The following is a 25,028-nucleotide window of genomic DNA, read 5'->3' as shown; positions in this document are numbered from 1 at the left end:
ATTTACGATAGTTTTTTTGTATTTGTTTTACCTTTGCTTTCTTAGAATAAAGAAAATGGCAAGAATTTTAACAGGCATACAAAGTACAGGAACTCCGCATTTAGGAAATATTCTAGGAGCAATCAAGCCAGCAATAGAAATGGCAAATAATCCTTCGAACGAATCTTTTCTTTTTATAGCAGATATGCATTCGTTGACACAGATTAAAAATGGCGCAGAATTACGTCATAATACCTATGCTGTTGCTGCAACTTGGCTTGCCTTTGGATTAGATATAGAAAATACCGTTTTTTATAGACAGAGCGATGTGCCACAAACGGCAGAACTAGCTTGGTACCTAAGCTGTTTTTTTCCGTACCAACGATTAACTCTTGCACATTCTTTCAAAGATAAAGCAGATAGGTTAGAAGATGTAAATGCCGGACTCTTCACCTACCCGATGTTAATGGCGGCAGACATTCTATTATATGATGCAAACATTGTACCTGTTGGCAAGGATCAAATGCAGCACATAGAAATGACACGCGATGTAGCTTCTCGTTTTCATGCCCAATTAGGCGAAATTTTTGTTTTACCGGAGGGCAAGGTTCAAGAAGAAACTATGTATATACCAGGTACCGATGGTGCTAAAATGAGTAAGAGCAAGGGTAATTTGATCAGTCTTTTTCAGACGGATAAAAAATTACGCAAGCAGATTATGGGAATACAAACGGATAGTACGCCTATGGAAGACCCCAAAGACCCTACCAATGATACTATATTCGCTTTATATAAAATTCTAGCTAGCCAGCCTCAAATTGAAGAAATGAGCGCCAACTACCTAGCCGGAAATTATGGTTACGGTCATGCCAAGCAAGCACTTTATGAAGTAATAGTAAATAAGTTTGAAGAGCCTCGTGAGAAGTTTGAATATTACATGAACAACCTAAATGAGGTAGATGATGCTTTGGCTTTGGGTGCAGAAAAAGCAAGAAAAGTAGCCGACGAAGTGCTAGGAAGAGTTCGTGAAAAGCTGGGATATTAAATAATAACCCAAAAAACCACAAATATTGAAAACCGACCACTAGGTCGGTTTTTTGTTTTAATTACTACTGAGTCCGTGGTAGGTTTCCCGATTTGTAATGGCATTTTATCGACAAAGTGATTACTTAGTCCATTCTACACCTTTAATAATCAATAAACAAACCAAGTGGTTTGTAAAATCTCAGATAGCCTCAAACAGTTTTCCAGGCAACGGTCGTATAACACCTTTCATTTCCATAGTCAACAAGGTAGACGATGTTCTATAAATAGGCAGTTTACAATCTAAGGCTATACTATCTAAAATTTGCTTGCCGTTATTCTGTAAATAAGTGTAAATATTTTGTTCAATCTCATCTAATTCAACAAAAAGCTGTCTCTGAATTGTCTTATTTTGTTTCTCTGCTATATCCCAATCTAACAAATAAATTAAATCTGCCGCCGAAGTCATTACATGTGCTTTTTGCTGCTTGATTAGATTATTACAACCCAGACTGTATTTATCGGTAGTTCTACCTGGTACCGCAAAGACATCTCTATTATAACTATTGGCAATATCAGCGGTTACTAGACTACCACCTTTTTCTGCAGATTCAACTACAACCGTAGCTTCACTCGCACCAGCAATTATTCGGTTCCGTTTTAAAAAATTTTCACGTTCGGGGTTACTGGTGCTCCAAAACTCAGTGTAAAATCCGCCATTCTTTAAAACATCAGCTTGATACTTGGCATGAACTTTCGGATAAATTTGGTTTAACCCGTGTGCTAAGCATCCTACGGTTTGCAAACCATGTTTTATAGCTTCCCGCTGAATACAAATATCTACTCCGTACGCAAAACCACTAATTATGACTGGATCTAAAGGAGCTATCTCTTCAATAAACTGTTCACAAAAAGCCATACCGTAACTCGTAATATTACGAGTGCCTACTACGCTAATCAATTTACGATTCTGCAAATCAATATTTCCTTTCTGAAACAAAAGAATAGGTCCGTCAATACAATGTTTTAAATATTTAGGGTAATCTTCATCTAAAAAGTAGGTGCAGCATATATCGTTTTTGAGCACATAATTATATTCTGACTCCGCAGCTTCTAAATGTTCTACGTCAAATAAATGTCTGATCGTATGAGTACCGATGCCATCGATTTTCAATAGGTTTTGCTTTTTGTCCTCGAAAATTGCGGATGGACTTCCACAATGTGAAATTAATTTCTTTGCGAGGATATCTCCAATATTTGGAACATGTTGTAACCGGAGTATTGCAACAAGTTCATCAGCAGTATGTTGTATAGTTTTCATTTCTTGTTCACAAATAAGAGAAAAAAATATGTTAATAAAAAGTTGCCAAAGGTGTTTTTATACCTCTTTATTTTTTTCATATTTGTGATCCAATGGTTTTAGAACACTATATAAGCGATTTACTTTATAGGTACAACTGTGTTGTTGTTCCTGGATTTGGAGCATTCCTTACCCAAAAAAATTCTGCCAAAATAAACGTGGTTACCAATACGTTTAGCGCACCAAATAAATCTATTGTTTTTAATAGACAGCTTATCTCAAATGATGGGCTTTTGGTTTCTTATGTATCAACTGCAGAGAAGGTTTCGTATGAAACAGCATTGGTTGAAATTGAAAAACAAGTAAAAACTTGGCAAGAGGTTTTAATTCAAGAAACTTCTTTACACCTTAAAAATATAGGCTCTTTAGCTAGAAACCACGAAGATAAAATATTGTTTCAGCCAGCAAATGAAACAAACTATTTAACCTCTTCATTCGGACTTTCGAATTTCAACTCTATACCTGTAACTAGAGAAGTATTAAAAGAAGAGATTATAGAAATTGAAGAAAAAATACCGTTCGTTATTAGTCCAGAACGTAGAGAAACTAGAGGTTTCAGACCTTATTTAAAATATGCTGCCATTCTAATGTTAGCATTTTCTACGGGCGTAACCGGTTATCGTGCATACCAACAAAAAAATACAAATGAGCAAGTTGCTAGACAAGATGCTGAAGAGTTTGTTAACAAACAAATACAAGAAGCAACTTTCTTCGACTTATCTCCGTTAGAGTTACCAACAGTTACCGTTGAAGCTACTACATCTTCAACAGCAAAAACAGCTATCAACAAAAATGAGGCAACACACTTTATTGTTGCCGGAGCTTTTAGGGTTAGAGGTAATGCCGATAGAAAAATTGAACAGCTTAAGGCGAACGGATTTAATGCCAGTTATTATGGCACTAACGCTTACGGACTGCACATGGTAACTTTTGATAGTTATACCAATGCAAACGATGCTTTAAAAGCGTTGCGTAAAATTAAACGTACGCAGTCTAAAGATGCTTGGTTATTAACCGAAAAATAAACCCGTACACATTTTATAAGTACTATTGATGCCCGTATCTTTGCGGAAAATTTCTAATTAATGGAAGCAAAGACTCCTGCAGCATCTCGTACCACAATGACCGATTTGGTTCTCCCAAGTGAGACCAACGCACTTCAAAATCTATTTGGTGGCGAATTATTGGCACGTATGGATCGTGCAGCTAGTATTGCTGCCGGTAGACATAGTCGCAGAATTACCGTTACCGCATCTGTAAATCACGTAGCTTTTAACTTGGCAATTCCGCTTGGTAGTGTAGTTACTGTCGAAGCAGCCGTTTCTAGAGCTTATAACACGTCTATGGAAGTATATATAGATGTTTGGATAGAAGATCGCTATAATGGTAAGCGCACTAAGGCAAATGAAGCTATCTACACCTTTGTTGCGGTTGATGAAACAGGTACACCAACTGAAGTTCCTGAATTAACGCCTGAAACTCCACTAGAGATTACCCGTTTTGAAGGTGCACTTCGTAGAAAACAATTGAGTTTAGTATTAGCTGGTAAAATGACACCTGATAATGCTACCGAGCTTAAAGCGTTGTTTACGAAACAAGACGCCAAATAAAATACAATTAGGTTTCCGAATTCTTTTTCAATGAAAATATAGCAACTGGGGATGCTACTATATTTTTACTTTACTTATTTGAAATTCTACTAAGCTACTTCTCTATACAAATCTCTTTCAAGTTCTGATTGCGCCAAATCGACCTCGAACGATAAATCTAAATCTAAGCTTCTACTATTATTCCACAAATAGAGGGCTGCCAAACCTATACTACCAAGAATAAAAATGATAATTGAATAAACTACTAATCCGCCGTAGGCCAAAGCTAAACATGTTGCTAAGAACGCACTATAGACAACGATTGGTGCAAGAGACCAGCTGAAATCAAAACTTGGTGATTTTAAACTTGAATCTTTATTTAATTTATCTTTAACTGTCTCCGAATTTAAAGTGATTGTGTTACTCATAATAGTTCCCCTTTACTGATTAATACATCAAAATTCGGAAAAAATAATGAACCCATACTTACATAATCGCATGAAAATCAATATGATAACTTAGAATTAAAGAAATCATATTAATTAAATAACAGAAAAATAGTATTGATAAAATTAGCTACTAAAAATTGAAGTTATCGGGATCAGGTCCTGAACGTTCTCCAGTTTCCAATCCATCTAAAAAGGTAATATCAGCTTTAGACAACTCAAAATCAAAAATATCGGCATTAGATGCAATACGTTTTGCATGAACAGATTTTGGGATAGCAACAACACCTTTTTGAAGGTTGTAACGTAAAATAATCTGTGCAACACTCTTATTATACTTACTGGCTAAATCTGCACAAATATCCAACTCAAAAACCTTGCCCTGCATGAAAGGAGACCATGACTCATATTGAATTCCGTTCGAAGTACAAAAATCGATAAGGTCTTGCTGCACCAAGTACGGATGAAACTCCATTTGATTAACCATAGGCATCACAGTACAATCGTTCATCAGATCCTCTAAATGATGTTTTAGGAAATTACTAACTCCAATTGCTCTAATCTTCTTTTGAGCATATAGATGCTCTAATGCTCTCCAAGTCTCTTTGTATTTGCCCGCAACTGGCCAATGAATAAGATATAAATCTAGGTAGTCGACACCCAAACGTTTTAAACTTGCGTCAAATGCTTTCAGTGTTTCTTCATATCCTTGGTCGTCGTTCCAGACTTTGGTCACCAAAAAAATGTCACTTCTATCTATTCCGCTTTCGCGTATACCTTGCCCTACACCCTCTTCATTTTTATAAGCTGCTGCAGTATCTATATGACGATACCCTAATTGAAGAGCGTTCTTTACAGCATCAACAACTTCTTGATCATTATCTGATTGATAAGTACCTAAACCTAAATAGGGCATCTTTACCCCATTACTTAGTTCAAAGTTTCCTTTAATATCTGATATAGTATGTTGTTGTTTCATTCGTGTTAAGTTTTAAAGACGATACACCCACTCTTCTGGGTTAAGACGAGATGTATCTTGATATAAATAAAATTTTAATCGGGTCTGTCCATTGTTTTTATTGGTGTACACAATACCAAGTTCTTCCTTACTGGCTACTTTATCTCCTTTTTTGACATATAACTCAGAAAGATTATAATAGGTGCTAATGAAGTTACCATGTTTAATTTGAACACCTTTATTACCGCCGGGTACTGCCAAAATAGCGATTACTTCACCTTCAAAAATGGCACGCGCTTTAGAACCTTCGTCAGTTGCAATGATAACGCCGTTACTTTGGTGCTTTATCCCCGGGTAAACCGGATCGGCATACACTCCGAATCCCTGACTCTTTATCCCCTTTTCTACTGGCCAAATCAATTTACCCTTATTGGCAGAAAAGTTATTTGCAATAACGGTTGCTTCGGGAGTTAACACGAACTTACTTGAATTTTTAGTAGTACTTGCCGTTTTCTTATTAGAGGCCGCAATGGCACTTCTTATCAATTTTTCAATCTGCTGATCTATTTTTCTAGATTCTTTTTTCTTCGTTTCAATAGCACTGGCATATTTACTCTCATTCTTACGAATAGTACCTAATAAAGCTTTTTGAGTCTGAATTTCACCAAACAACTGGTCTTTCGCCTTTTTGTTTTGAGCCAATAAAACTTCTTTTACCTTTCGCTCTTCGTTCAAGTCAGAATTTAAGCGAGAAAGCTCTTCTGTCTTAGTTAATATTTGAGCTCCCTGCTCTTTTCTATAGTCTGTATATTGCTTCATGTACTGAAGCCTTTTAAATGCCTGAAAGAAGCTTTCTGAAGACAACAAGAACATTAATCTATTTTGCTTTGATTTGTTCTGATATGATTTCTGAATCATTTTGGCATACTCATCTTTCACCTCTTGCAATTCGGTCTTTAGCTTACCAATGTTTCTAATGTTGGTATTGATCTGTCTGTTCAACAGGTTAGATTGTTGATTGGTAACGCGAATAAGTTGTTGCCGTACGGTAATCTTTTTGTCCAATGCTTCCATCTGATCCAAGACATTACCTTTTTCCTTTTTTTCGGCAAAAAGCAATCGGTTGATATCGCGTATTTCTGATTGAAGTTGCTCACGTTTTTCCTCTAAAGCTTTTTGCTCACTAGTCTGCGTAAAAGCAGATGCCGTAGTGAACAGCACTAAAAGAAAAAGACCGTATTTAAATTTGAACAACATCTGTTTAAAGCTCTATTGCATTAAATCCTTTAGGTATCGAATATGGAAAATTTACTGTTCCGTTCAACTCCAAACTTTTAAATTCAAGGTCTATGTTATTTACCTTCTCTTTACTAATTGCCCTAACTATAATTTCATTGGGCAAAACTTCTTTATCTATGCTCTGATAGTTTTTATAGACAATCTCTAGCAAACGTTTCTCCAATGGTTGAGAAAGTTGCTGCATAGCCATTTTATAGTTTTTAGGCTCCACTTGAAATAGGGTTTTATATAATACTCCCTGCTGTTTTGGCGTGAGCCTGTAGTTATCTTCAGAAATTCCAATATCATATTTCTCTAGGCGTAAATCTACAATAGCCTGACCTGTCAGCAAATTTTGCAAAATTGAAAAATCTACTTCGGTACCTAACAAATCACTTAAATATGAAAAATCGCCATCAAAATATTCATTTTCCAGTTTGTTGTAAAATGACACTCTATCAGGAGTAATATAGGCTTTAACAATACCAAGTGGAGCACTCATCCAAATGGCTTTATCTTTCTCCATTCTCAAGCTCACAGAAACACCTTGAGAAGATTCGCCATCAGAATAATTTATTTTTACCCTACCAGCCAATGTTTTAAAACCTGCTTCATTTTGGTAATGCGCTTTGATGACCGATTTAGACGATAATTTTGCGTCCACAGTACCTCCAGAAATTACCTTCGTACTCTTACAAGACGCCATAAAAACTATCGTGACCATCAGTAAAGCATATTTTATCTTCATCATATTCAAAAACTTCGTCATTAAAATTCTGATTTAATTTTACTAAGGTACATATTTGCTTTAGACGTATTATTGGTCGCGGTATATGCATTTGCCAATTCTTTATAACAAGCATTTTCTAAAGGAGCATCATCAATAATATAATCTAATGCCGTCTCTAGAATAGCTATAGCGTCTTTATATTTCAGCGCTGTATTCAAAGCGGCTCCGTTGGCATAATAGAAATAAGGTTGAGAAGGGAAACGCTCCATTGCCTCTTCGGTTATACCTAGCAAGACATTATTGTCAGCACCAGAAGTAAGCAACTTCTCAATTTTTAACTTATACCCTTCTACGTTATTTAAATCTTCAGAAGATTCCGTTCTCTCTACATTTGCTACAGGCACTACTACCTTTTCTTGTTTCGCAATCGAGTCGTTAATTTTCTGCTCTAAATATTTTTGTTTCTTAGATGTTTTAATTCCTTTTAAAACAGACTTTGCAGTAACATAATCTGCATTTATAAAATAGATTTCTGCCAAATTACCCCTTAGCTCAATATTGTTCCAAGGTAATTCTGTTTTCACCTCTTCTAGTGCAGATTTTCTAGCGTCAACAACATTAACTAGGGTTTCAGCGTACCAATAATTCTCTGGTTCACCGCTCAATGCTTCTAAAGCATATTCTTGAGCGAGTATAAATTGCTTGTCATACAAATGAAACTTAGCAAGCTCAAAAGTGACTACCGTATTTTGTGGCTGTAGGCGTTTACATTCTAAAAAGTAGGTAATCGCACGGTCATAATTTCTTATTCCCATTTGCTTTAATCCCTCGAAAAAATTTTCTTGAAAAGTATCTGAGTATTCTTCTAGAAATACTTCAGCACTTTGTTCTACATCCAATTCTTGATTTTCTTGTGCATAAGACTGCAATGGCGTATTACAAACACCGACAAGCAAGCCCAAAAAAATCAATTTTTTCATAACAATTATATAGAAATTACTTTACGCCAGTACTACCAAATCCGCCATCGCCTCTTAAGGTTTCAGATAGGTTATCGACAAGGTTCCACTCCGCACGTTCATGCTTAGCAATGACCATTTGTGCAATACGTTCCCCGTTTTCGACAACAAAATCTTCGTTACCAAGATTTATCAATATAACTCCCACTTCACCTCTATAATCAGCATCAATTGTGCCAGGAGCATTTAGTACGGTTACACCTTTTTTAGCGGCAAGACCACTTCTGGGTCGCACCTGAGCTTCTATACCTACAGGTAACTCGATGAAAAGACCAGTTGGTATAATAGCCCTGGCTAATGGTTGCAAAGTAACAGCTTCTGTAAGGTTTGCTCTTAAGTCCATACCAGCAGAAGCACTTGTTTCATAATGCGGTAAGTCGTGATTCGATTTATTAATGATTTTTATGTTCATCTGTTTACATATAGTTTTTTAAGATTCTCAAACTCTAGTTTATATACCAAGCCCAAGAACAGAATTAATAGCGATATTCCAACAAAAAGGTTTCTATCAAAAATGTAAAATGAAAGGATAGAAAACAAGATGGATATTACTAAATAAAATATAATTTTTCTGAAGTTATACGGAATAGGATAATACATGCGCCCGAAATAGAATGAAAGCAACATCATCGTGCCATAAGCTAACAGAGTAGCAACGGCAGATGCCATATACCCAAAATACGGAATAAAAATAAGATTGACGACTATGGTCAACACGGCACCGATCATTGAAATATATGCTCCGAATTTTGTACGGTCGGTAACTTTGTACCAAACGGATAAGTTATGGTAAATACCCAAGAAGAAGGCTGCCAATAAAATTATTGGCACTACGGACATAGCTTCCCAATACGCTTCGTTACGTACAAAAAGAACCTTTAATACATCAGAAAAAACAACTACCGCTAAAAGTATGATACTCCCTAACACTACAAAGTAATTTGTTATTTGGGCATATGCTTTCTGCGGATTTTTTGTATCTGAATGACTAAAAAAGAAAGGTTCGATCCCCATTCTAAATGCAGTAATAAATAATGTCATGAACACAGCCAACTTTACGCAAGCTCCATACTTACCAACTTCTTCACTAGCTATTTCAACAGGTAAAATTTTCTCTAGCAAAATTTTATCTAATACTTCATTTACGGTAAATGCAATACCCGCAATCATTACTGGCATGGCATATTTTATCATACGCTTCCAAATATCAATATCAAAGACATAAGGTCTTCTAAGATACACCCTTAACATTAGCAAAAGGGTAACAGCACTTGAAGCAAGGTTAGAGATTAATATATATAAAATCTCATAATCCGCTTTATAGATAGAAGCAAGAAAACCTTCATTGTCTATCGCTAATTTTGGCAGCAAAATTAGAAAGAAGAAGTTAAGCCCTAAGTTCAATACCACACTAATAAGTTTAATAATGGCAAAACGCATAGGTCTTTCATTAGCCCTTAACCATGCAAAAGGAATTATAACCAATGCATCTAGAGCTAAAATCCAAAAAACATATCCTATATATTCAATAGATATTTCCAGAAATTGCGATAGTGATGACTTAAATAACAATCCAATGATCATAAATATCATTGTAGACCCTAATATGGACAATAAAGAAGTAGAAACAACTTTTTTCTTATTCTCAGAATCCTTATAAAACCTAAAAAATGCGGTTTCCATGCCATAAGCCAAAAAGATATTGAAAATGGCAAAATAGGCATAAATCACCACCACTTGCCCATATGCACCAGGTAGCATAACACCTGTATAAATTGGTACTAATATGACGTTAAGCATCCTTGGCAAGACAGTTGCCAAGCCATAGATTGCTGTTTGTTTAAAAAGTTTTTTGAGTGGATTCAAGCACTATACATTCAGGCGATAAAAGTACCTATTAAAAGCCTAGTTACAAAGTTAGTTTTTGGGTGCGCCCTTATAAATTAATGGTTGCTTTTGTTTTATGCCATTTACTTTAGCATATTTCATTTCTCCATTTTCATTATAACTGATAACCGCCTCATCTGTATTTAATTTTAAATCTGATGTTTCAGATGATTCAGGGCTGTTGTTAGGTATTCTAACAATAATCATCTCTTCATTATCTACAGTGTTTACAAGCGCTTTTACTTTCTTACCACGAAAGTAAACCTCTTTAATTTCTATGTCAGAAGTATTGAGTAGTGACACCGGAATTCTCAATTCAGTACCAGAACCGCTTTCTTCTCGTCCGCCCACATACTGTTGGCTAATAGCTTTACCAATTTCGAACGGAATTTCCGTTTGTAGTTTTTTCTGCGAGGTGCAACTGGTTAAACAAAGACAGATAAGTAGAAAACAACTAAGTATATATTTCATTAGACCCATATTATTCTTATAAAGATAATAAGTAATATGGGTTTAATAAGTCATTTAACATGGCTATCACAAATTAATAGCCTCGTCGTCCCTTTGTAATTGTTTCAATTTAAATAGTTCACTCTTTACCTCTTTGTATAAAAATATAGAAAACACTAATAAAAAAGTCACTGACGAAAATAGAATATAGATATAAAACCCATGTGATAACGAAGCTTCAAACAATGGCAATAATATTATAAACCCAACGGTATAAACTACAAGAGCTAAAGGTGTAATTATGTAATGAGTATACTTTCTAAAGGAATAATAGGTAATTAAATCATCAGTAAAGGTATTTGCATCTTTACTAAATTTTATGGTACGCAGCCTCTTCAAACTAAATAATTCAATAGCAATTCTAACCACTAAACTACCAATCATTAACCCGATACCGAGCATAAATTTAGTGCTCTTGTATCCTGAAACATATATCAGAAAAGAAACTAGTATAACTATAGTAAGGGTTAAAACTATATTTCCTGTTCTTTGTTTTTGTTCTATGGATTTTACATTTTTTAAAAGTGCTTGAAATCCATCTTCGGTTGCAGAAACTCCCGATTGGTTCTGCCATTTATTTTGTAAATCTTCAAAATTATTCATCGTTTACACATTTTGTAAGTTGTTGTTTTATTCTATAAATTCTAGTTCGGACAGCTTCATATTTTATCCCGATTATTTCTGAAATCTCTAGTTGGGGCAAGCCTTCCAATTCCAATAATATAATTGCTTTATTAGTGCTGCTTAGTTTATTTATGCACTTATATAATTGCACTAACATATCTTCTTTCTCAGCAGGGCTGTCACTGCTGTCACTTATCTGCAGATTATCAATTTGAAGCTCCCTCTCCTTTTTACGCTCCCGCCGTATTTCAGCTAAACAGGTATTCACACAAATACGATAAATCCAAGTGCCTATTTTGCTTTCATTTCTAAAACCGTCTAAATTCTGCCAAATTTTTATAAAAGTTTCCTGTACCAGATCTTTAGCAAGAGACTCGTTACCTGCGGTATAACCCATGCATAATCGCATTACCTTTGGGTAGTTTTCCTCATAGATCTTCTGATATGTGATTTCTTTAGAGCTCATTAGTTCTTCAACGCATTTTTAAGATTCTCTATAAACCACTGTGATTGATCATACATGATAAAATGTGATGAGCCATTTGCAAATTCAATGGTGTATTCTGCAAGCGCTTTATACTGTAGGTCATAAGTGGATTTCGCCATTTCTAAACCATAAGGTTCTGTAGCCGCCAAAATAGTCACCGGTGAATTTATCTTAGCCAAATCTTCACGTAAATCTAACTTTAATAAATCTGTATACCCATAGACATAGGTCTCTCTATCTGCCTGAATCATCCAATTTTGAATTTTCTGTTGATTTGACTTTTCTTTGGTCATACCACTAGCCATTTGAACAATCATAGCTTCAAAATCGGTATCGTTCATAGCTAATAGTTGTTTATTAGATGGAGAATCATACAACATGTATTCACTTTTATAATCGGGCATCATTAATGCTCCTGTTGAGGGCAAAGCATCTACTATAATCAGCTCTTTGTATGTTTCACTTTCTGTAGCCATCCAAAGCGCCAATGCACCACCTAGACTGTGCCCCAACAAAATAGCGTTTTCCAATTTATTTTCTAAAATGTATTTAATAACACTTTCTTTAATCTTTGGTAGCCATGGTTTTTCAATAGCAGGAACATTACCGAAACCGGCAAAAGTAAATACGTGACATTCATAACCTTTTGATAGTTCCAATACTGTAGCGTCCCATACTTCACCAGTACAAGTAAACCCTGGAAATAGTAGTATTGGTTCACCTTTGCCAGTAACTTCCACTTCAAAAGAGTTGTGTTGTGCAGTTATTGAAAATGCCGAAAAAATAAGCAATCCGAAAAGTAAATTTTTAATAGTTTTCATCGTAAGAGTTTTTGTTTTGTTCGCTCTTTAGATTCAAAAATTAAATAATGTTACATCCTAAATTGAAAAAAGATATTATTCCGGCTCTACATTCATTCTATTTATAGCCATAGAAGCCAAAATAAATGCTGCTAAGAGAAATACTGCTGCCAACGCATATGGAGCGCCAGGAAAGTAAATAGACGCTTCAGGACGTATAAAATAATAAAATACAGGCGCAAAGATGAATTGTCCAAGTATAGCAGTAATACTAACTAGACCAGTAATCGATCCCTGTAAAATTCCCTGCTCCTTTTCAGATACTTGGTTAGAAATTACGCCTTGGACCGTAGGACCTGCAATACCGCCTAATGCATATGGAATTAAGAACGCATATAGCATCCACGGTTCTTTGGCGAATGAAAACAGGAACATACCAACCGTCCATAACAAAAAACCGAATGTAATTACTTTACGCTTTCCAAACTTCTTTACAATCTTTCCCACTAAAAACCCTTGTACGATTGCAACTAATAAGCCTACGACCATTAGCGACAATCCTATTTGTTTCGGAGTCCAATCATATCGCTCAATACCATAATATGACCATGTAGATGGAAGCGCCTGACCGGCAAGATTAGCCAAGAAAAAAGCGGATATCAATAACAGGATACCTTTATAGTTTCTCAATGCGAACAAAGAAACACCTGGAATCATTTTAGAAAAATTAATCTGTCTTCTATTCTCTGGTGTTAAAGATTCAGGCACAAAGAAATATCCAAAAAGGAAGTTAGCAAATGTTAAGCCTGCAGCTATGTAAAATGGAAGTCGAATATTGATCTCACCGAAAAACCCTCCAATACCAGGACCGATAATAAATCCGATTCCGAAAGCGGCACCGATTAACCCAAAGTTCTTCGCTTTATTTTCTTTGGTACTTACATCAGCTATATATGCTGATGCTACGGTAAAACTAGCGCCTGTAATTCCTGCTAAAAAACGCCCAAGAAACAACCAAGTGATTGTTGGTGCCCAAGCGTGAATCAAGTAATCTATACTTAAGCCTAAAAGTGCTAAAAGTAATATAGGTCTTCTACCAAATCTATCGGATATTTCGCCTAACACAGGAGAAAACAAAAACTGCATTCCGGCAAAAGCGGTCGTCAACCACATTCCGTAGATTATTGCCATGTGATTACCTTCACCCGTTAACTCCATAATCAAATCAGGAATAATAGGAAGAATGATGCCAATACCGATCACATCAACTAAAATAGTAATGAAAATAAAAAGTAATGCGGTTTTGCTCGATTTCATGTCTAGACAAAAGTCGGATAAAAAAGGGAATCTAATAGCTTTAAAAGTAAAAACCCCACTTTAAGGTGGGGTTTTCAACTCATTATATTTTCAAGCTATAAATGACTTCACATGCGTTAGCCATCAATTATAAAGTTGAATTAATTATTCAATGCTTCTGCACCACCAACGATTTCTAATATCTCGTTAGTAATAGCTGCTTGTCTTGCTTTATTGTATGTTAATTTCAATTGATCACGCATTTCTGTTGCGTTATCTGTTGCTTTGTGCATGGCAGTCATACGAGCACCGTGCTCACTAGCAAATGAATCTCTTATACCTTTGTACAATTGTGTTTTCAAAGATTTAGGAATCAATTGTTCAATGATTTCTAATTTCGTAGGTTCAAAAGTATAATCTGCACTTGCAGTTACTTCAGCTTCCTCTAATGGAACAATAGGTAAAAATTGCTCTGTCATTACAATTTGAGTTGCCGCGTTTTTGAATTTGTTATACACAATTTCAATACGGTCATATGTACCAGCAGTAAAAAGTTCCATTAAACTCTCAGCAATATCAGCGACATTATCAAAAGTTAAGTCATCATAAACACCACTGTGATTAGCGATAACATTAAAACGTTTTCCTAAATAGTCATTTGCCTTTTTACCAACAGCAATAAAATCAACTGATTTACCAGCGTAAACATTATCTGCTAGATTTACCGATTGCTTTAAAATATTGGTATTAAAAGCTCCACAAAGACCTCTATTAGATGTAACTGAAACCACTAAAACCTTGTTCACAACACGATTATCGGCATAAACACTTCCAGAATCACCTTCTAAACTTGCACTTAAGTTTTGTAATAGTTCAGTTAGCTTATCGGCATAAGGTCTCATAGCCGTAATAGCATCTTGCGCCTTTTTCAATTTCGCAGCAGATACCATTTTCATGGCACTGGTAATCTGCATCGTTGATGAAACCGATGAAATCCTATTACGTATTTCCTTTAAATTTGCCATTTGTTCAAGTTAAAAGTTATGAATGAAGAGTTATGAGTTTTTAATAATTGAAACTAAAATTCTAATTAACTCTTCGCATTTAATTTTCATATCCTTTGGTACATTTCTTCCAGTTGCTTCCAATATATCTAACCAATACATTGTCTCGTCTGCCTCCTTTAGAGCAATTCCAAACTTATTTTTAAAATCTTTTTTACTAACCCCTCGTTGCGCTTCTCTAGTATTAGCTCCAATACTAGTTCCGCTTCTTAACAATTGAGAGGCAAGCTCAAAATCTTTATTTCCTTTTAAAGTATCACAGTACAAAACGATATTACAAGCAAAATCAAAACTTTTTATCCTAATAGGACTTTCATTCAATTTACTCATAACTCATCACTCCGCACTTTTAACTTATTTATATTTTGCTGAAAGCTCTTTACAAACAGAAGTCAATGTATCTGTAACCTCATCGGTTAGTTTACCAGACTTCAATGTATCAAGAACACCTCTGTGCTTAGCGTTCAAAAACTCTAAGTAATCACGTTCGAATTCTTTTACTTTCTCAACAGGCACATCTCTTAACAAGTTCTTAGAACCAGCATAGATAATTGCAACCTGATCTTCAACAGTATAAGGATCGTTTTGTGCTTGCTTTAATATTTCAACGTTTCTACGTCCTTTTTCAATAACGTTCAATGTTGCTGCATCTAAATCTGAACCAAATTTAGCAAAAGCTTCCAATTCACGGAACTGTGCTTGATCCAGTTTCAACGTACCTGAAACTTTCTTCATTGATTTAATCTGAGCGTTACCACCAACACGAGATACAGAAATACCTACGTTAATTGCCGGTCTTACACCTTGGTTGAATAAATCTTGCTCTAAAAATATCTGTCCGTCAGTAATAGAAATTACGTTGGTTGGAATATAAGCAGAAACGTCACCCGCTTGTGTTTCTATAATTGGTAAAGCCGTTAAAGAACCACCACCTTTTACCATAGGCTTTAATACCTCTGGCAAATCATTCATTTCTTTTGCGATATCATCATCATTGATAACTTTTGCTGCACGCTCTAATAATCTAGAATGTAGGTAGAAAACATCACCTGGGTAAGCCTCACGTCCCGGTGGTCTTCTTAATAAAAGAGACACCTCACGATATGCAACCGCTTGTTTAGATAAATCATCATATATAATTAATGCAGGACGACCTGTATCACGGAAATATTCTCCAATAGATGCTCCAGTAAATGGTGCATATACTTGCATTGGCGCTGGATCAGATGCATTTGCAGCTACGATAGTAGTATATGCCATTGCTCCTTTATCTTCCAATACCTGTGCGATACCGGCAACAGTAGATGCTTTCTGACCTATGGCAACATAGATACAGTAAACAGGCTCACCAGCATCATAAAATTCTTTTTGGTTTAGAATGGTATCGATACAAACTGTAGTCTTACCAGTTTGACGGTCACCAATAACAAGCTCTCTTTGACCTCTACCAACTGGGATCATCGCATCAATTGCTTTAATACCAGATTGCATTGGCTCAGTTACAGGCTCTCTATAGATTACCCCTGGAGCTTTACGCTCTAATGGCATCTCATAAGTATCACCGGCAATAGGTCCTTTACCATCGATAGGGTTACCTAAAGTATCCACTACACGACCAACAATACCTTCACCAACTTTTACAGAAGCAATACGTTGTGTACGTTTTACGGTATCACCCTCACCAACTGATTTGGAAGGTCCTAAAAGAACCACACCAACGTTGTCTTCCTCAAGGTTAAGAACGATACCTTCAAGTCCGCCTTCGAACTCAACTAATTCTCCGTATTGAGCATTAGCTAATCCGTAGATTCTTGCGATACCATCACCTACAGTTAATACAGTACCTACTTCGTCTAAAGTAGCGGTAGCATCAAATCCTGATAATTGTTTCTTTAAAATTGCTGATACTTCAGCGGCTTTTACTCCTGCCATTTTTAATTAGATATAAGATATTAGGCAATGAATGTAACCATCCGAAGCCTTATATAGTTATTATAGACTATTTGAAAATTCTCTTTTTAAATTGTTAAGCTTGTTACTTACGCTAGCATCATATTGTAAATCTCCAACTCTTAAGATGAAACCACCAATAATACTTTCGTCAACCTTACTTTCAATGGTAACTTCATTACCGGTAAGTTCAGTAACCTTCTTTAATATTTTCTTCTCCATTGTAGCATCTAAAGGTACAGCAGTTGTAACATACGCTACATCTTTACCTTTTAATTGCTCATTAATAATAATATATTTTAAGGCAACTTCATTCAGCATAGCTAAACGTTTGTTGTCTACCAACATATTAATAGCACCTTCTGTAATAGAATGACTACCCTTGAAAATTTCAAGTAAGGCATTCTTTTTCATGGAACCAGAAACAACCGGACTAGCCAGTACATCTCTAAGTTCTTTACTACCTGAAATTGTAGCGGCGATTGAACGCATATCTTTCTCAACAGCATCCAAGGCTTTGTTTTCCTTGGCCATATCCAATATTGCCTTTGCGTAACGTAATGCAGCTCTAGATTCGCTCATTATTTCTTTTAGTTAAGTTTTATATCGCTCAACATTGTATCTACCAATTTCAATTGCTTGTCATTACTAGATAAATCTTCTTTTAGAACTTTTTCTGCAATAGCTACAGACAATTCTGCAACCTGACTTTTAATATCAGCAACAGCAGCTTTTTTCTCGCTTTCGATTGCAGCTTGTGCCTGCTTCAACATTTTGTCGCCTTCTAGCTTAGCTTGCTCTTTAGAGTCAGAAATCATTTTTTCTTTGATTTCGCGTGCTTCTTTCAACATACCCTCACGTTCAGCACGTGCTTCTTGAAGCATCTTCTCATTATCAGCTTGTAAGTTCTGCATATCTGTGCGTGCTTTATCGGCAGCAGCCAATGCTTCTTCTATACCAGCTTCTCTTTCATTCAAAGAATTCAAAATTGGTTTCCAAGCAAATTTTACCATTAAGAAAATTAATGCTAATAATAATATTGTTTGAACAACAAACAAACCTGGTGAAAAATCGTTCAATAAAACTTCCATATCCTAATCTTTTAAATCTAAATCAATAAATAAAAAACATTTCCTGTAACCAACCGTTACAGGAAGATGTCTTTGGGTTTTCACGTTCTTATTTTCCTAAGAACAAAGCACCGAATGCTAAACCTTCTAAAAGTGCAGCTACGATAATCATCGCAGTTTGAATTTTTCCTGCCGCTTCAGGTTGACGAGCAATACCTTCCATTGCTTTACCACCGATTTGACCAAGACCTAGACCTGCTCCGATAACGATTAAACCTGCTCCAATTAAATTGTAAGTTACCATACTAATTGATTTATATAATTAAATTAAAAAAACTCTTATTAAATGAAGTCCGCTCTTACATCTTCTGTATCGGCTACTTCGTGACCCGCCTCGTCATGTTCATGATCATGGTCATGTTCTGCAACTGCCATGCCTATAAACAAGGCTGAAAGCGCAGTAAAAATATATGCTTGTAAAAAGGCAACTAAAACCTCAATAAGCGTAATGAAAAATGATAATACCAATGAGAGGCCTGTAGCACCTGCTACTCCTAAACTCTCTTTTAATGTAAACATAATTGCAATTAAGCTCATTACTACAATGTGACCTGCAGATATGTTTGCGAATAAACGCACTAACAATGAAAATGGTTTAATGATAAATGCACCAGCTAATTCTATAATAGCCAAAATAGGTTTCACGAATACAGGTACACCTGGCATCCATAAAATGTGCATCCAGTAGTCTTTATTTCCACTAACTGTATAAATGATTAAAGTGAAAATTGCCAAACAAGCTGTTACCGCTATTTGCCCAGTAACATTAAATCCGAACGGTGTAAGCCCTAATAAGTTCAACACCCAGATAAAAAAGAAAACCGTTAAGAGATATCCTGTAAATTTTCTATAATGTTTTTCGCCAATATTAGGTCTTGCAATCTCATCCCTTACATAAAGCACCAATGGCTCTAACACTCTACCAAAACCAGTAGGTATTTTTTTCTTTCCATATTGCTTTGCAAGTGAAGAAAAGGCCAACAACATTAGCAAACCAACCAATAACACCCCAACAACACTTTTAGTAATAGAAAAATCTAAAACCTTATGTGCATTTGTGGCATGGTGCTCTTCATCAAAATTCACTGAAGAAGCGCCAGCATCTAATTCATATATTTTACTGTGAAGTTTAACAAACTTAGAACCGTTTTTTTCAACTACAACTTGTCCATTATCATCATGGTGAAATTCTGATGACATAAAAGTTGCCAAACCATTGCTTGACCAAAGAATTACGGGAAGTGGAAACCCAACATGCTTTCTTTCTCCTGAATCACTAGTGTAAGAGAACAAATGAAAATCATGAGAATCTTTAAGGTGATGTAAAATATAGGCATCTACCTGTTCCTTACCACTTACCGCTCCTTCTGGCTCAGTATCAGATATAGCGAAACTTTGCAATGAAAAACAAAGTATTAGAAGTTGTAATAAGGTTTTAATCGTATTTGAAACTTGCATCATTAGTTCTTTATCAAAAAATTTAGCTCCTAGAAATTTTGCGCAAAAGTAGTTAATTATTGCATAATCTACCCAATTTTACAGCTTTAAAATTTAGAGTCTTTTTTTGCGCATAATTTTGGAAATAAAAAACACTTCTAGAAACAAAAAAATAATCACCGGTATAAGCAGCGCACCCCTATATATTTGAGGCATAATCAGTTCACCCAAAAGGTAAGGATAGAACAGTGCCGCAAAAATTGTAATCTTAAAAACCAGTACACCCATATACATAAAACCCAGCTGATCAAAAAAAGAATTGTTTTTTGAGGCAATTAAGAAAATGATGACCAACACAAGAGAGAACACGAAGTGAAAAGTGTATGCCTTGACCAAAAGCGGACCAAAATAAGTTGGCGGATCTAATAAAGTAAGATTTTGCAGAAAATAAGAAGTCGCGCCCACAACAGTGAACACGACTATATATAAAATTATATTTTTTAGCAACGTTTATTTATTTAGCGCCATAACTTTCTTTATGACTAAATAGATGGACAAAAATACAGCAAGTAATGTAAATATGTCCTCTAAAAACGTTTTTTCAAATTTTTGATCTAACCACTCCCCTAAGAGATTGCCCAAGAATATAGTGACACCCATTTGTATGGCAACACCAGATAAACTTGCGGCATTTCTTAAAAGTTCAGAATTGTCATTACGAGGCTTTTGCGGCTCCATTGTTAGAAGATTTTAAACCTGCAGTACCTTTACCGCCGCCCATAGAACAAGAAGCGTTAAAAGTAGCGCCCGGCTCAACAGCCAGTTTATTTACAGATACCGTACCTTCTATAACTGCAGAAGATTTTAAAGATAATAGGTCAGACACTAAAAGTTCGCCATTGAAGCTACCTTCTATATCTGCGTTTACGCATTCTACTTTACCATGAATGTAGCCATCTTTACCAATGACCACTTTACCAGAAGTTTTTACATTGCCGTCTAGCTTACCATCTATACGAAAATCTGCTTCAGATATGATATCTCCTTTAATTTTGGTGTTCTTTTCTATTCTGTTAGGTTGACCTCCTATTTCATTCATAGCTCTAGGTTTTTGTTTGTCTGAAAACATTGTTCACGGTTTTGGGGTTAAAAGCGTATTTCTATATTCGATTATATTCTTGTGTACTTGTACAATCTTATAGTTCTCCGATAAAACTACAAAATTCTCATCAGCAACGAGGTAATCCTTATTGTTTTTTAGTAGCTCGGCATACCCAAGGGCAAAATCCTTAGATTTAAATCCGTGTACTACTACAAATTGATCTTCTAGGTTATAAATATCTCTAGAAACTATATTTTTATATCTAAGGTCTATGATAGACTGCTCTAACAATTCCATCAATTTTAACGCTTCATCTGTATTACTTCTTTTAAACGGGAAAACTACTTTCCAGTTCGATGTTCCTTTAGAGTCTGTCTCTGGTGAAAACTCTTTTTGTTCTAACTTCGGAAGCTGCTCTGCAATCATCTGTTCAGCCTTTTTACCCTCTGGATTATTAGGATATGTCAACGCCACATAATTCAATGCTTCTTTAAAAGGTTCAAAACCTTGCAGCCTTCCAATGGCATTTGCCTTTAACATCTCAAATTTCGGAACAATTGGATCGCCGGTAAACCTATTGATGTTTTGCTCTGCCCCTGTTATTACTTGTAAATATTGTTGTTCTTTATATTGTTTGAATAGGCTCTCATAGCGCTTCTCTGGACTATCAGAACTATCTGCCAATACCGCTTGCGGATTCAACAATATTTCAGCGTATCTAGAATCTGCATGGTTGGCAATAATATCTGCCTTCATGGTCTCTTTCAACGGACTACCAACTTCTTCGTAAATTTTGTACAAGTTATATTTTGAAGGTAGAATCAATCGTTCTTCGGCGTTTGATGCCAATACATTTTCAAGCTTCTCTGCTGCCAACAAGTTCTCGTTGAATTTCTCCTTATAGATAAGTCCTAATTGATAGTTCGCAAAATTACGTTCTGTCTTTAGGCTATCGATAATGGCAACATCTGTAGGTAAACGATTCATGTAATAATCTAAAGAGAATTTCTCGTCTTCACTGACTACACTTAAACTATCATTTACACCCGTTGCATTTTGCAATGCAACATTTTCAGCATTGATGACTGATTTGTCTGACCAACGCCAGTCATCCGTGAGCTCTCTATTGCCCCAACGATTCTTAAAATCATTTTGACCATAGCCTAAACTGGTAATGTTATAGAAATAGAATTTACCTTTATTCTCTTTACCTCCTTTACTATTACTAAATGCAGCAAAGCCATCTGTAATTCTTTGCTTTTCTTTTTTCTGTGCTGCTTCTTTAGCCTTTTGTAATTCTTCTATATGTTTACCAAAATATGCCAACTGCTCTTCTTTTGGCATTTCAAATACCGTAATTACACTATCGGAATATTGTACAATGTCTTCGTATTTAATAACATCTTCTAAATTATCGCGCTTCTTTTTGATAGCACGAAATTTTTTGGTGTTCTCGTTAAGGTTGGTCAGTACGCTATCATAATATGCGCCGGCCGGTTTATAAACGCTTTCATCAAAATTGTATTCCGCTAAATTCTCGTAGTTGAGTGCATTCAACTTTGGCTTGTTTTGCGAAGCGCGAAGCGATTTATTAAAATAAACCAAAGCCAAACTATCAGATTCCTGCTCTAAATGAAACTCTGCCAATTGTCTATAAATACCATCTAAAAATGGTCTATTCTCTCTGTTCAACTCTAATTTGGTCAAATACTCCAGTACCTCTTCTTTATTCTCACTAGTTACTTTGGTATTCTTTAGTTTTTCAATCTCCGCATTGATCATGTAAACTCTTGGAGACTTTCTGTTCAGTTCAATTACCTTATCAAAAGCATAATTAGCACTATCCTTAAAACCCATCTGATTGTACAACTGACCAATGATATAGTAATATCTTCCTTTTTCAGGATTTTTCTTGGTGTAGTGCGATGCAACCTTAAGATTTTGCACTGCAGTATCAGGAGCATTTAAGTTGATATATGCTTGTGCCAACATAGCTCTAGCATCGGCATATTCTTGGTCTTTTAAACGCTCGTACTTCATTAAGCGTTTTAAATTTTTTATGGCGAGGTCATCGTTTTCTAGTCTTATGTTTACCTTTTCTCTCCAAATACTGGCTTCATTAAGCTTGTCGCTTTCAGAGTATTTGTTAAGAATGTAATTAAAGGATTCTAGTGCAGGAATGTAGCGTTCGTCAAAATAACGGGCTTTACCTAAAAGAAGAAAAGCTTCATCAATTTGCGGATTACGCTCTTCATCCTTAATATCCATACTATGGCGTTGAATAGCCTTGGTCGCTTTTTCTTCCGCAATAAGGAAATTAGGGTTGTTGTCTTCTGAATCTAGTTTTATTTCGCCACTAACTTCTAAACGTTCTATTGGCAACACTTCAAAATAGTCATCTTGATAAGTATCGTTCAAAGTTTCTCGCCCCAGGTCAAAGGCAATGTTACCATTATACAAGGTATTGTACTTGGTATTGAGCGCGTGCCAATTACGGTTTACGAACTTGTCTTTCTTGACAGAACATGCATTAAATAGCATACTCGCCAAAACACCGGATAAAATGAGTTTGTTTCTAAGATTCAAAATAGTTGATCTACGTATGTATGTTTAACTTAAAAACAACCAGATTATTATACCGTTCATCGGTAAACTACATATTTATTTTTGAATGATTATAATGGAAACAAGCTGGAAGATACTTTTATAACAGACTGAGTAGTTTGTTTTGACATAAAATGATCAAGATTTCATCATTTTATTGCAGTTAATCTGATCAACGATTTCTTTATCGACTTTTATTAACCTTACAGTAAAGGTGTACTATTGAAAAACCGACCTAACGGTCAGTTTTATTAATATTACTATAAAATTTTGATAATTACTTATTTTCGATGAGTTCTAAATAGATTTCATTCTTAACATGACCGACACTCTTAATTGCTATTACGATTCTTGATAGAAGCTCTTTAATTTCTAATAAGGTATTTGAGTTATAAATTCTCCTTGTCAAATACATTCCTCCACCTTCTAAATCATAAAGTTTTAAATCTTTAATTAAAGAGTATTTTCTGTACCATGAATAATCATTCTTATTCTCAAGATAAACAGTAATTCTTATATCATTAGTATCTGCCAAATTTAGATTTAAGTAAGTTTGCTTATTTTCTATGAGGTATAAATTGAAAGCAACAATCTCTTTTGAATATAATTTATACAAAGCATCATCTACATATTGAGTTTCAAACGAAATTGACTTATTTTTTACATGTAATAATGCTTCCAATTCCTTTTCAACTTCACGAATTCGAATCTCATAGACATCTTTGAAGTCACTTGATTTTCCCTGTTCCGTAATCTTTGTTTTATAATATTCAATTCGATCTTTTACTCTTGTAATCTTCGGGTACCTTGAATCTTGCAATGTTAATATAGCATCCAACTCATTTTTCAAGTCGCGTAAAGCAACTATATCAAACTCAATCTCGTTGTAAAAATGCATTTCTAGATTTTCATCGATTTGAGCCTGTATTCTAATAATTTCCCATTGATAATAATCAATTAACGAATTTAAATCAGAAGTCATTTAACTAGTATATGTGTCTAAAATATAGATTATTCCACAATTACCTCAGCATTATCTGAACCAAAGAACACTTCTAATTCTTTTAAAGTTTCGGTAGAAGTTTCAATATCTCTTACCACCTCGCCTTTGTTTAACACCACAATACGCTCACATACTTCGGTTACATGAATTAAATCGTGACTAGAAACTAAAACTGTTACGTCTTTTTGTTCCGCTAGTTCTTTAATTATTTGCTTTAATCGAATTTGAGTCGTTGGATCTAGGTTTGCAAAAGGTTCATCTAAAATTACCACTTTTGGATTACCAATAAACGAAGCTACAATACCAGCTTTTTTTTGATTCCCTTTAGACAAATCTCTCAAGTACTTTTTCTGACCCAAAATTTCACCGTGAAAGAAATCTTGATACTGTGCTAAAAGCGCATCAACATCAGCTTTGTTTTGGCCGCGAAGGTCACCAATGAAGTAAAAATACTCTTCGGGAGTCAAATACCCGATCAAAAAAGTTTCATCTATAAAAGATGATGTAAACGGTTTCCAATTTTCACTGGTGTTTACTTGAACTTCGTTATTAATAATATGACCTGTAGTTGGCTGAATTAGGTCAAGCAACAAACTAAAAAGCGTTGTTTTACCTGCCCCATTATTACCAACCAAACCGAAACTTTGTCCTGTTGGAATATTTAAAGATTCTATATTCAATACTTTATGTGCGCCGTAAATTTTGGATAAATTTTCTATTGTAATCATAATCTTGTTGTTCTATATTTTTTG

The 25,028-nt window shown here is 35.2% G+C and carries 29 protein-coding genes; 3 read left to right on the top strand and 26 right to left on the bottom strand.

Going from position 1 to position 25,028, the window contains the following annotated elements; genetic code table 11:
* Positions 1–55: 55 nt before the first annotated feature.
* A complete protein-coding gene (gene trpS / locus DFQ03_RS01920) occupies positions 56–1,024 on the top strand; it encodes a tryptophan--tRNA ligase (RefSeq protein WP_133671341.1) in 969 nt (322 codons plus the stop codon).
* A 180-nt stretch (positions 1,025–1,204) separates the two neighbouring features.
* Here trpS and dprA read toward each other — a convergent pair whose 3' ends face one another.
* On the bottom strand, positions 1,205–2,323 hold the full coding sequence (gene dprA, locus DFQ03_RS01915) for a DNA-processing protein DprA (RefSeq protein ID WP_133671340.1): 1,119 nt from the start codon (positions 2,321–2,323) through the stop codon (positions 1,205–1,207).
* Between the two features lie 92 nt (positions 2,324–2,415).
* Here dprA and DFQ03_RS01910 point away from each other — a divergent pair, with 92 nt between their 5' ends.
* Positions 2,416–3,387, top strand: a complete 972-nt coding sequence (locus DFQ03_RS01910; RefSeq protein WP_133671339.1) for an HU domain-containing protein — start codon at positions 2,416–2,418, stop codon at positions 3,385–3,387.
* Between the two features lie 60 nt (positions 3,388–3,447).
* Positions 3,448–3,972 carry an acyl-CoA thioesterase gene (locus DFQ03_RS01905; protein ID WP_133671338.1) on the top strand — a complete coding sequence of 175 codons (525 nt, stop codon included), beginning with the start codon at positions 3,448–3,450 and terminating at the stop codon, positions 3,970–3,972.
* Positions 3,973–4,061: 89 nt separating this feature from the next.
* On the opposite strand, the gene DFQ03_RS01900 is transcribed toward DFQ03_RS01905, so the two are convergent.
* The 25 genes from DFQ03_RS01900 to DFQ03_RS01785 form a co-directional block, all read right to left on the bottom strand.
* Positions 4,062–4,379: a hypothetical protein gene (locus DFQ03_RS01900; protein ID WP_133671337.1), complete on the bottom strand. Its 318-nt coding sequence runs from the start codon at positions 4,377–4,379 to the stop codon at positions 4,062–4,064.
* A 151-nt stretch (positions 4,380–4,530) separates the two neighbouring features.
* Complete coding sequence (locus DFQ03_RS01895) at positions 4,531–5,376, bottom strand: aldo/keto reductase (protein ID WP_133671336.1); 846 nt, start codon at positions 5,374–5,376, stop codon at positions 4,531–4,533.
* Positions 5,377–5,388: 12 nt separating this feature from the next.
* Positions 5,389–6,612 carry a murein hydrolase activator EnvC family protein gene (locus DFQ03_RS01890; protein WP_133671335.1) on the bottom strand — a complete coding sequence of 408 codons (1,224 nt, stop codon included), beginning with the start codon at positions 6,610–6,612 and terminating at the stop codon, positions 5,389–5,391.
* 4 nt (positions 6,613–6,616) lie between these two features.
* Positions 6,617–7,384 carry a DUF4292 domain-containing protein gene (locus DFQ03_RS01885; protein ID WP_243834393.1) on the bottom strand — a complete coding sequence of 256 codons (768 nt, stop codon included), beginning with the start codon at positions 7,382–7,384 and terminating at the stop codon, positions 6,617–6,619.
* Between the two features lie 17 nt (positions 7,385–7,401).
* Positions 7,402–8,343: a tetratricopeptide repeat protein gene (locus tag DFQ03_RS01880; protein WP_133671333.1), complete on the bottom strand. Its 942-nt coding sequence runs from the start codon at positions 8,341–8,343 to the stop codon at positions 7,402–7,404.
* Between the two features lie 16 nt (positions 8,344–8,359).
* Complete coding sequence (gene dut, locus DFQ03_RS01875) at positions 8,360–8,794, bottom strand: dUTP diphosphatase (RefSeq protein WP_133671332.1); 435 nt, start codon at positions 8,792–8,794, stop codon at positions 8,360–8,362.
* On the bottom strand, positions 8,791–10,248 hold the full coding sequence (locus DFQ03_RS01870) for a lipopolysaccharide biosynthesis protein (protein ID WP_133671331.1): 1,458 nt from the start codon (positions 10,246–10,248) through the stop codon (positions 8,791–8,793). Before DFQ03_RS01870 ends, dut begins: the two co-directional genes overlap by 4 nt.
* A 51-nt stretch (positions 10,249–10,299) precedes the next feature.
* Complete coding sequence (locus tag DFQ03_RS01865) at positions 10,300–10,740, bottom strand: hypothetical protein (protein WP_133671330.1); 441 nt, start codon at positions 10,738–10,740, stop codon at positions 10,300–10,302.
* 66 nt (positions 10,741–10,806) lie between these two features.
* Positions 10,807–11,382: a hypothetical protein gene (locus tag DFQ03_RS01860; protein ID WP_133671329.1), complete on the bottom strand. Its 576-nt coding sequence runs from the start codon at positions 11,380–11,382 to the stop codon at positions 10,807–10,809.
* Positions 11,375–11,869, bottom strand: a complete 495-nt coding sequence (locus tag DFQ03_RS01855) for an RNA polymerase sigma factor (protein WP_133671328.1) — start codon at positions 11,867–11,869, stop codon at positions 11,375–11,377. The genes DFQ03_RS01860 and DFQ03_RS01855 overlap by 8 nt, the downstream gene beginning before the upstream one ends.
* Complete coding sequence (locus tag DFQ03_RS01850; protein ID WP_133671327.1) at positions 11,869–12,711, bottom strand: alpha/beta fold hydrolase; 843 nt, start codon at positions 12,709–12,711, stop codon at positions 11,869–11,871. The genes DFQ03_RS01855 and DFQ03_RS01850 overlap by 1 nt, the downstream gene beginning before the upstream one ends.
* A 75-nt stretch (positions 12,712–12,786) precedes the next feature.
* Entirely contained in the window at positions 12,787–14,007 is a 1,221-nt protein-coding gene (locus DFQ03_RS01845; protein WP_133671326.1) for a TCR/Tet family MFS transporter, read from the bottom strand.
* Positions 14,008–14,147: 140 nt separating this feature from the next.
* Entirely contained in the window at positions 14,148–15,011 is an 864-nt protein-coding gene (gene atpG / locus DFQ03_RS01840) for an ATP synthase F1 subunit gamma (RefSeq protein WP_133671325.1), read from the bottom strand.
* A gap of 30 nt (positions 15,012–15,041) precedes the next feature.
* Entirely contained in the window at positions 15,042–15,380 is a 339-nt protein-coding gene (locus tag DFQ03_RS01835; protein WP_133671324.1) for a four helix bundle protein, read from the bottom strand.
* A gap of 24 nt (positions 15,381–15,404) precedes the next feature.
* Positions 15,405–16,982 (bottom strand): F0F1 ATP synthase subunit alpha, encoded by a 1,578-nt coding sequence (atpA, locus tag DFQ03_RS01830; RefSeq protein WP_133671323.1) that lies wholly within the window; start codon positions 16,980–16,982, stop codon positions 15,405–15,407.
* A gap of 60 nt (positions 16,983–17,042) precedes the next feature.
* Positions 17,043–17,582: an ATP synthase F1 subunit delta gene (gene atpH / locus DFQ03_RS01825; protein WP_133671322.1), complete on the bottom strand. Its 540-nt coding sequence runs from the start codon at positions 17,580–17,582 to the stop codon at positions 17,043–17,045.
* A gap of 8 nt (positions 17,583–17,590) precedes the next feature.
* Positions 17,591–18,091: a F0F1 ATP synthase subunit B gene (locus DFQ03_RS01820; protein WP_133671321.1), complete on the bottom strand. Its 501-nt coding sequence runs from the start codon at positions 18,089–18,091 to the stop codon at positions 17,591–17,593.
* 88 nt (positions 18,092–18,179) lie between these two features.
* Complete coding sequence (gene atpE, locus DFQ03_RS01815) at positions 18,180–18,374, bottom strand: ATP synthase F0 subunit C (protein WP_027065438.1); 195 nt, start codon at positions 18,372–18,374, stop codon at positions 18,180–18,182.
* 38 nt (positions 18,375–18,412) lie between these two features.
* Entirely contained in the window at positions 18,413–19,591 is a 1,179-nt protein-coding gene (gene atpB / locus DFQ03_RS01810) for a F0F1 ATP synthase subunit A (protein ID WP_394346249.1), read from the bottom strand.
* 90 nt (positions 19,592–19,681) lie between these two features.
* Positions 19,682–20,074, bottom strand: coding sequence for a DUF6168 family protein (locus DFQ03_RS19225; RefSeq protein WP_394346248.1), 393 nt, complete (start codon positions 20,072–20,074; stop codon positions 19,682–19,684).
* A gap of 3 nt (positions 20,075–20,077) precedes the next feature.
* Positions 20,078–20,305, bottom strand: a complete 228-nt coding sequence (locus DFQ03_RS01805) for an AtpZ/AtpI family protein (protein WP_133671320.1) — start codon at positions 20,303–20,305, stop codon at positions 20,078–20,080.
* On the bottom strand, positions 20,283–20,696 hold the full coding sequence (locus DFQ03_RS01800) for a bactofilin family protein (protein ID WP_133671319.1): 414 nt from the start codon (positions 20,694–20,696) through the stop codon (positions 20,283–20,285). Before DFQ03_RS01800 ends, DFQ03_RS01805 begins: the two co-directional genes overlap by 23 nt.
* 3 nt (positions 20,697–20,699) lie before the next feature.
* Positions 20,700–23,210 carry a type IX secretion system periplasmic lipoprotein PorW/SprE gene (porW, locus tag DFQ03_RS01795; protein WP_394346255.1) on the bottom strand — a complete coding sequence of 837 codons (2,511 nt, stop codon included), beginning with the start codon at positions 23,208–23,210 and terminating at the stop codon, positions 20,700–20,702.
* A gap of 340 nt (positions 23,211–23,550) precedes the next feature.
* Complete coding sequence (locus DFQ03_RS01790) at positions 23,551–24,255, bottom strand: hypothetical protein (protein ID WP_133671317.1); 705 nt, start codon at positions 24,253–24,255, stop codon at positions 23,551–23,553.
* A 29-nt stretch (positions 24,256–24,284) separates the two neighbouring features.
* Complete coding sequence (locus DFQ03_RS01785) at positions 24,285–25,004, bottom strand: ABC transporter ATP-binding protein (RefSeq protein ID WP_133671316.1); 720 nt, start codon at positions 25,002–25,004, stop codon at positions 24,285–24,287.
* Positions 25,005–25,028 lie beyond the last annotated feature (24 nt).

Source organism: Maribacter caenipelagi (assembly GCF_004364175.1).
GTDB classification, from domain to species: domain Bacteria; phylum Bacteroidota; class Bacteroidia; order Flavobacteriales; family Flavobacteriaceae; genus Maribacter; species Maribacter caenipelagi.
Note: the sequence above shows the minus strand (reverse complement) of the source record. Positions and strands in the feature narration are given on the sequence as shown.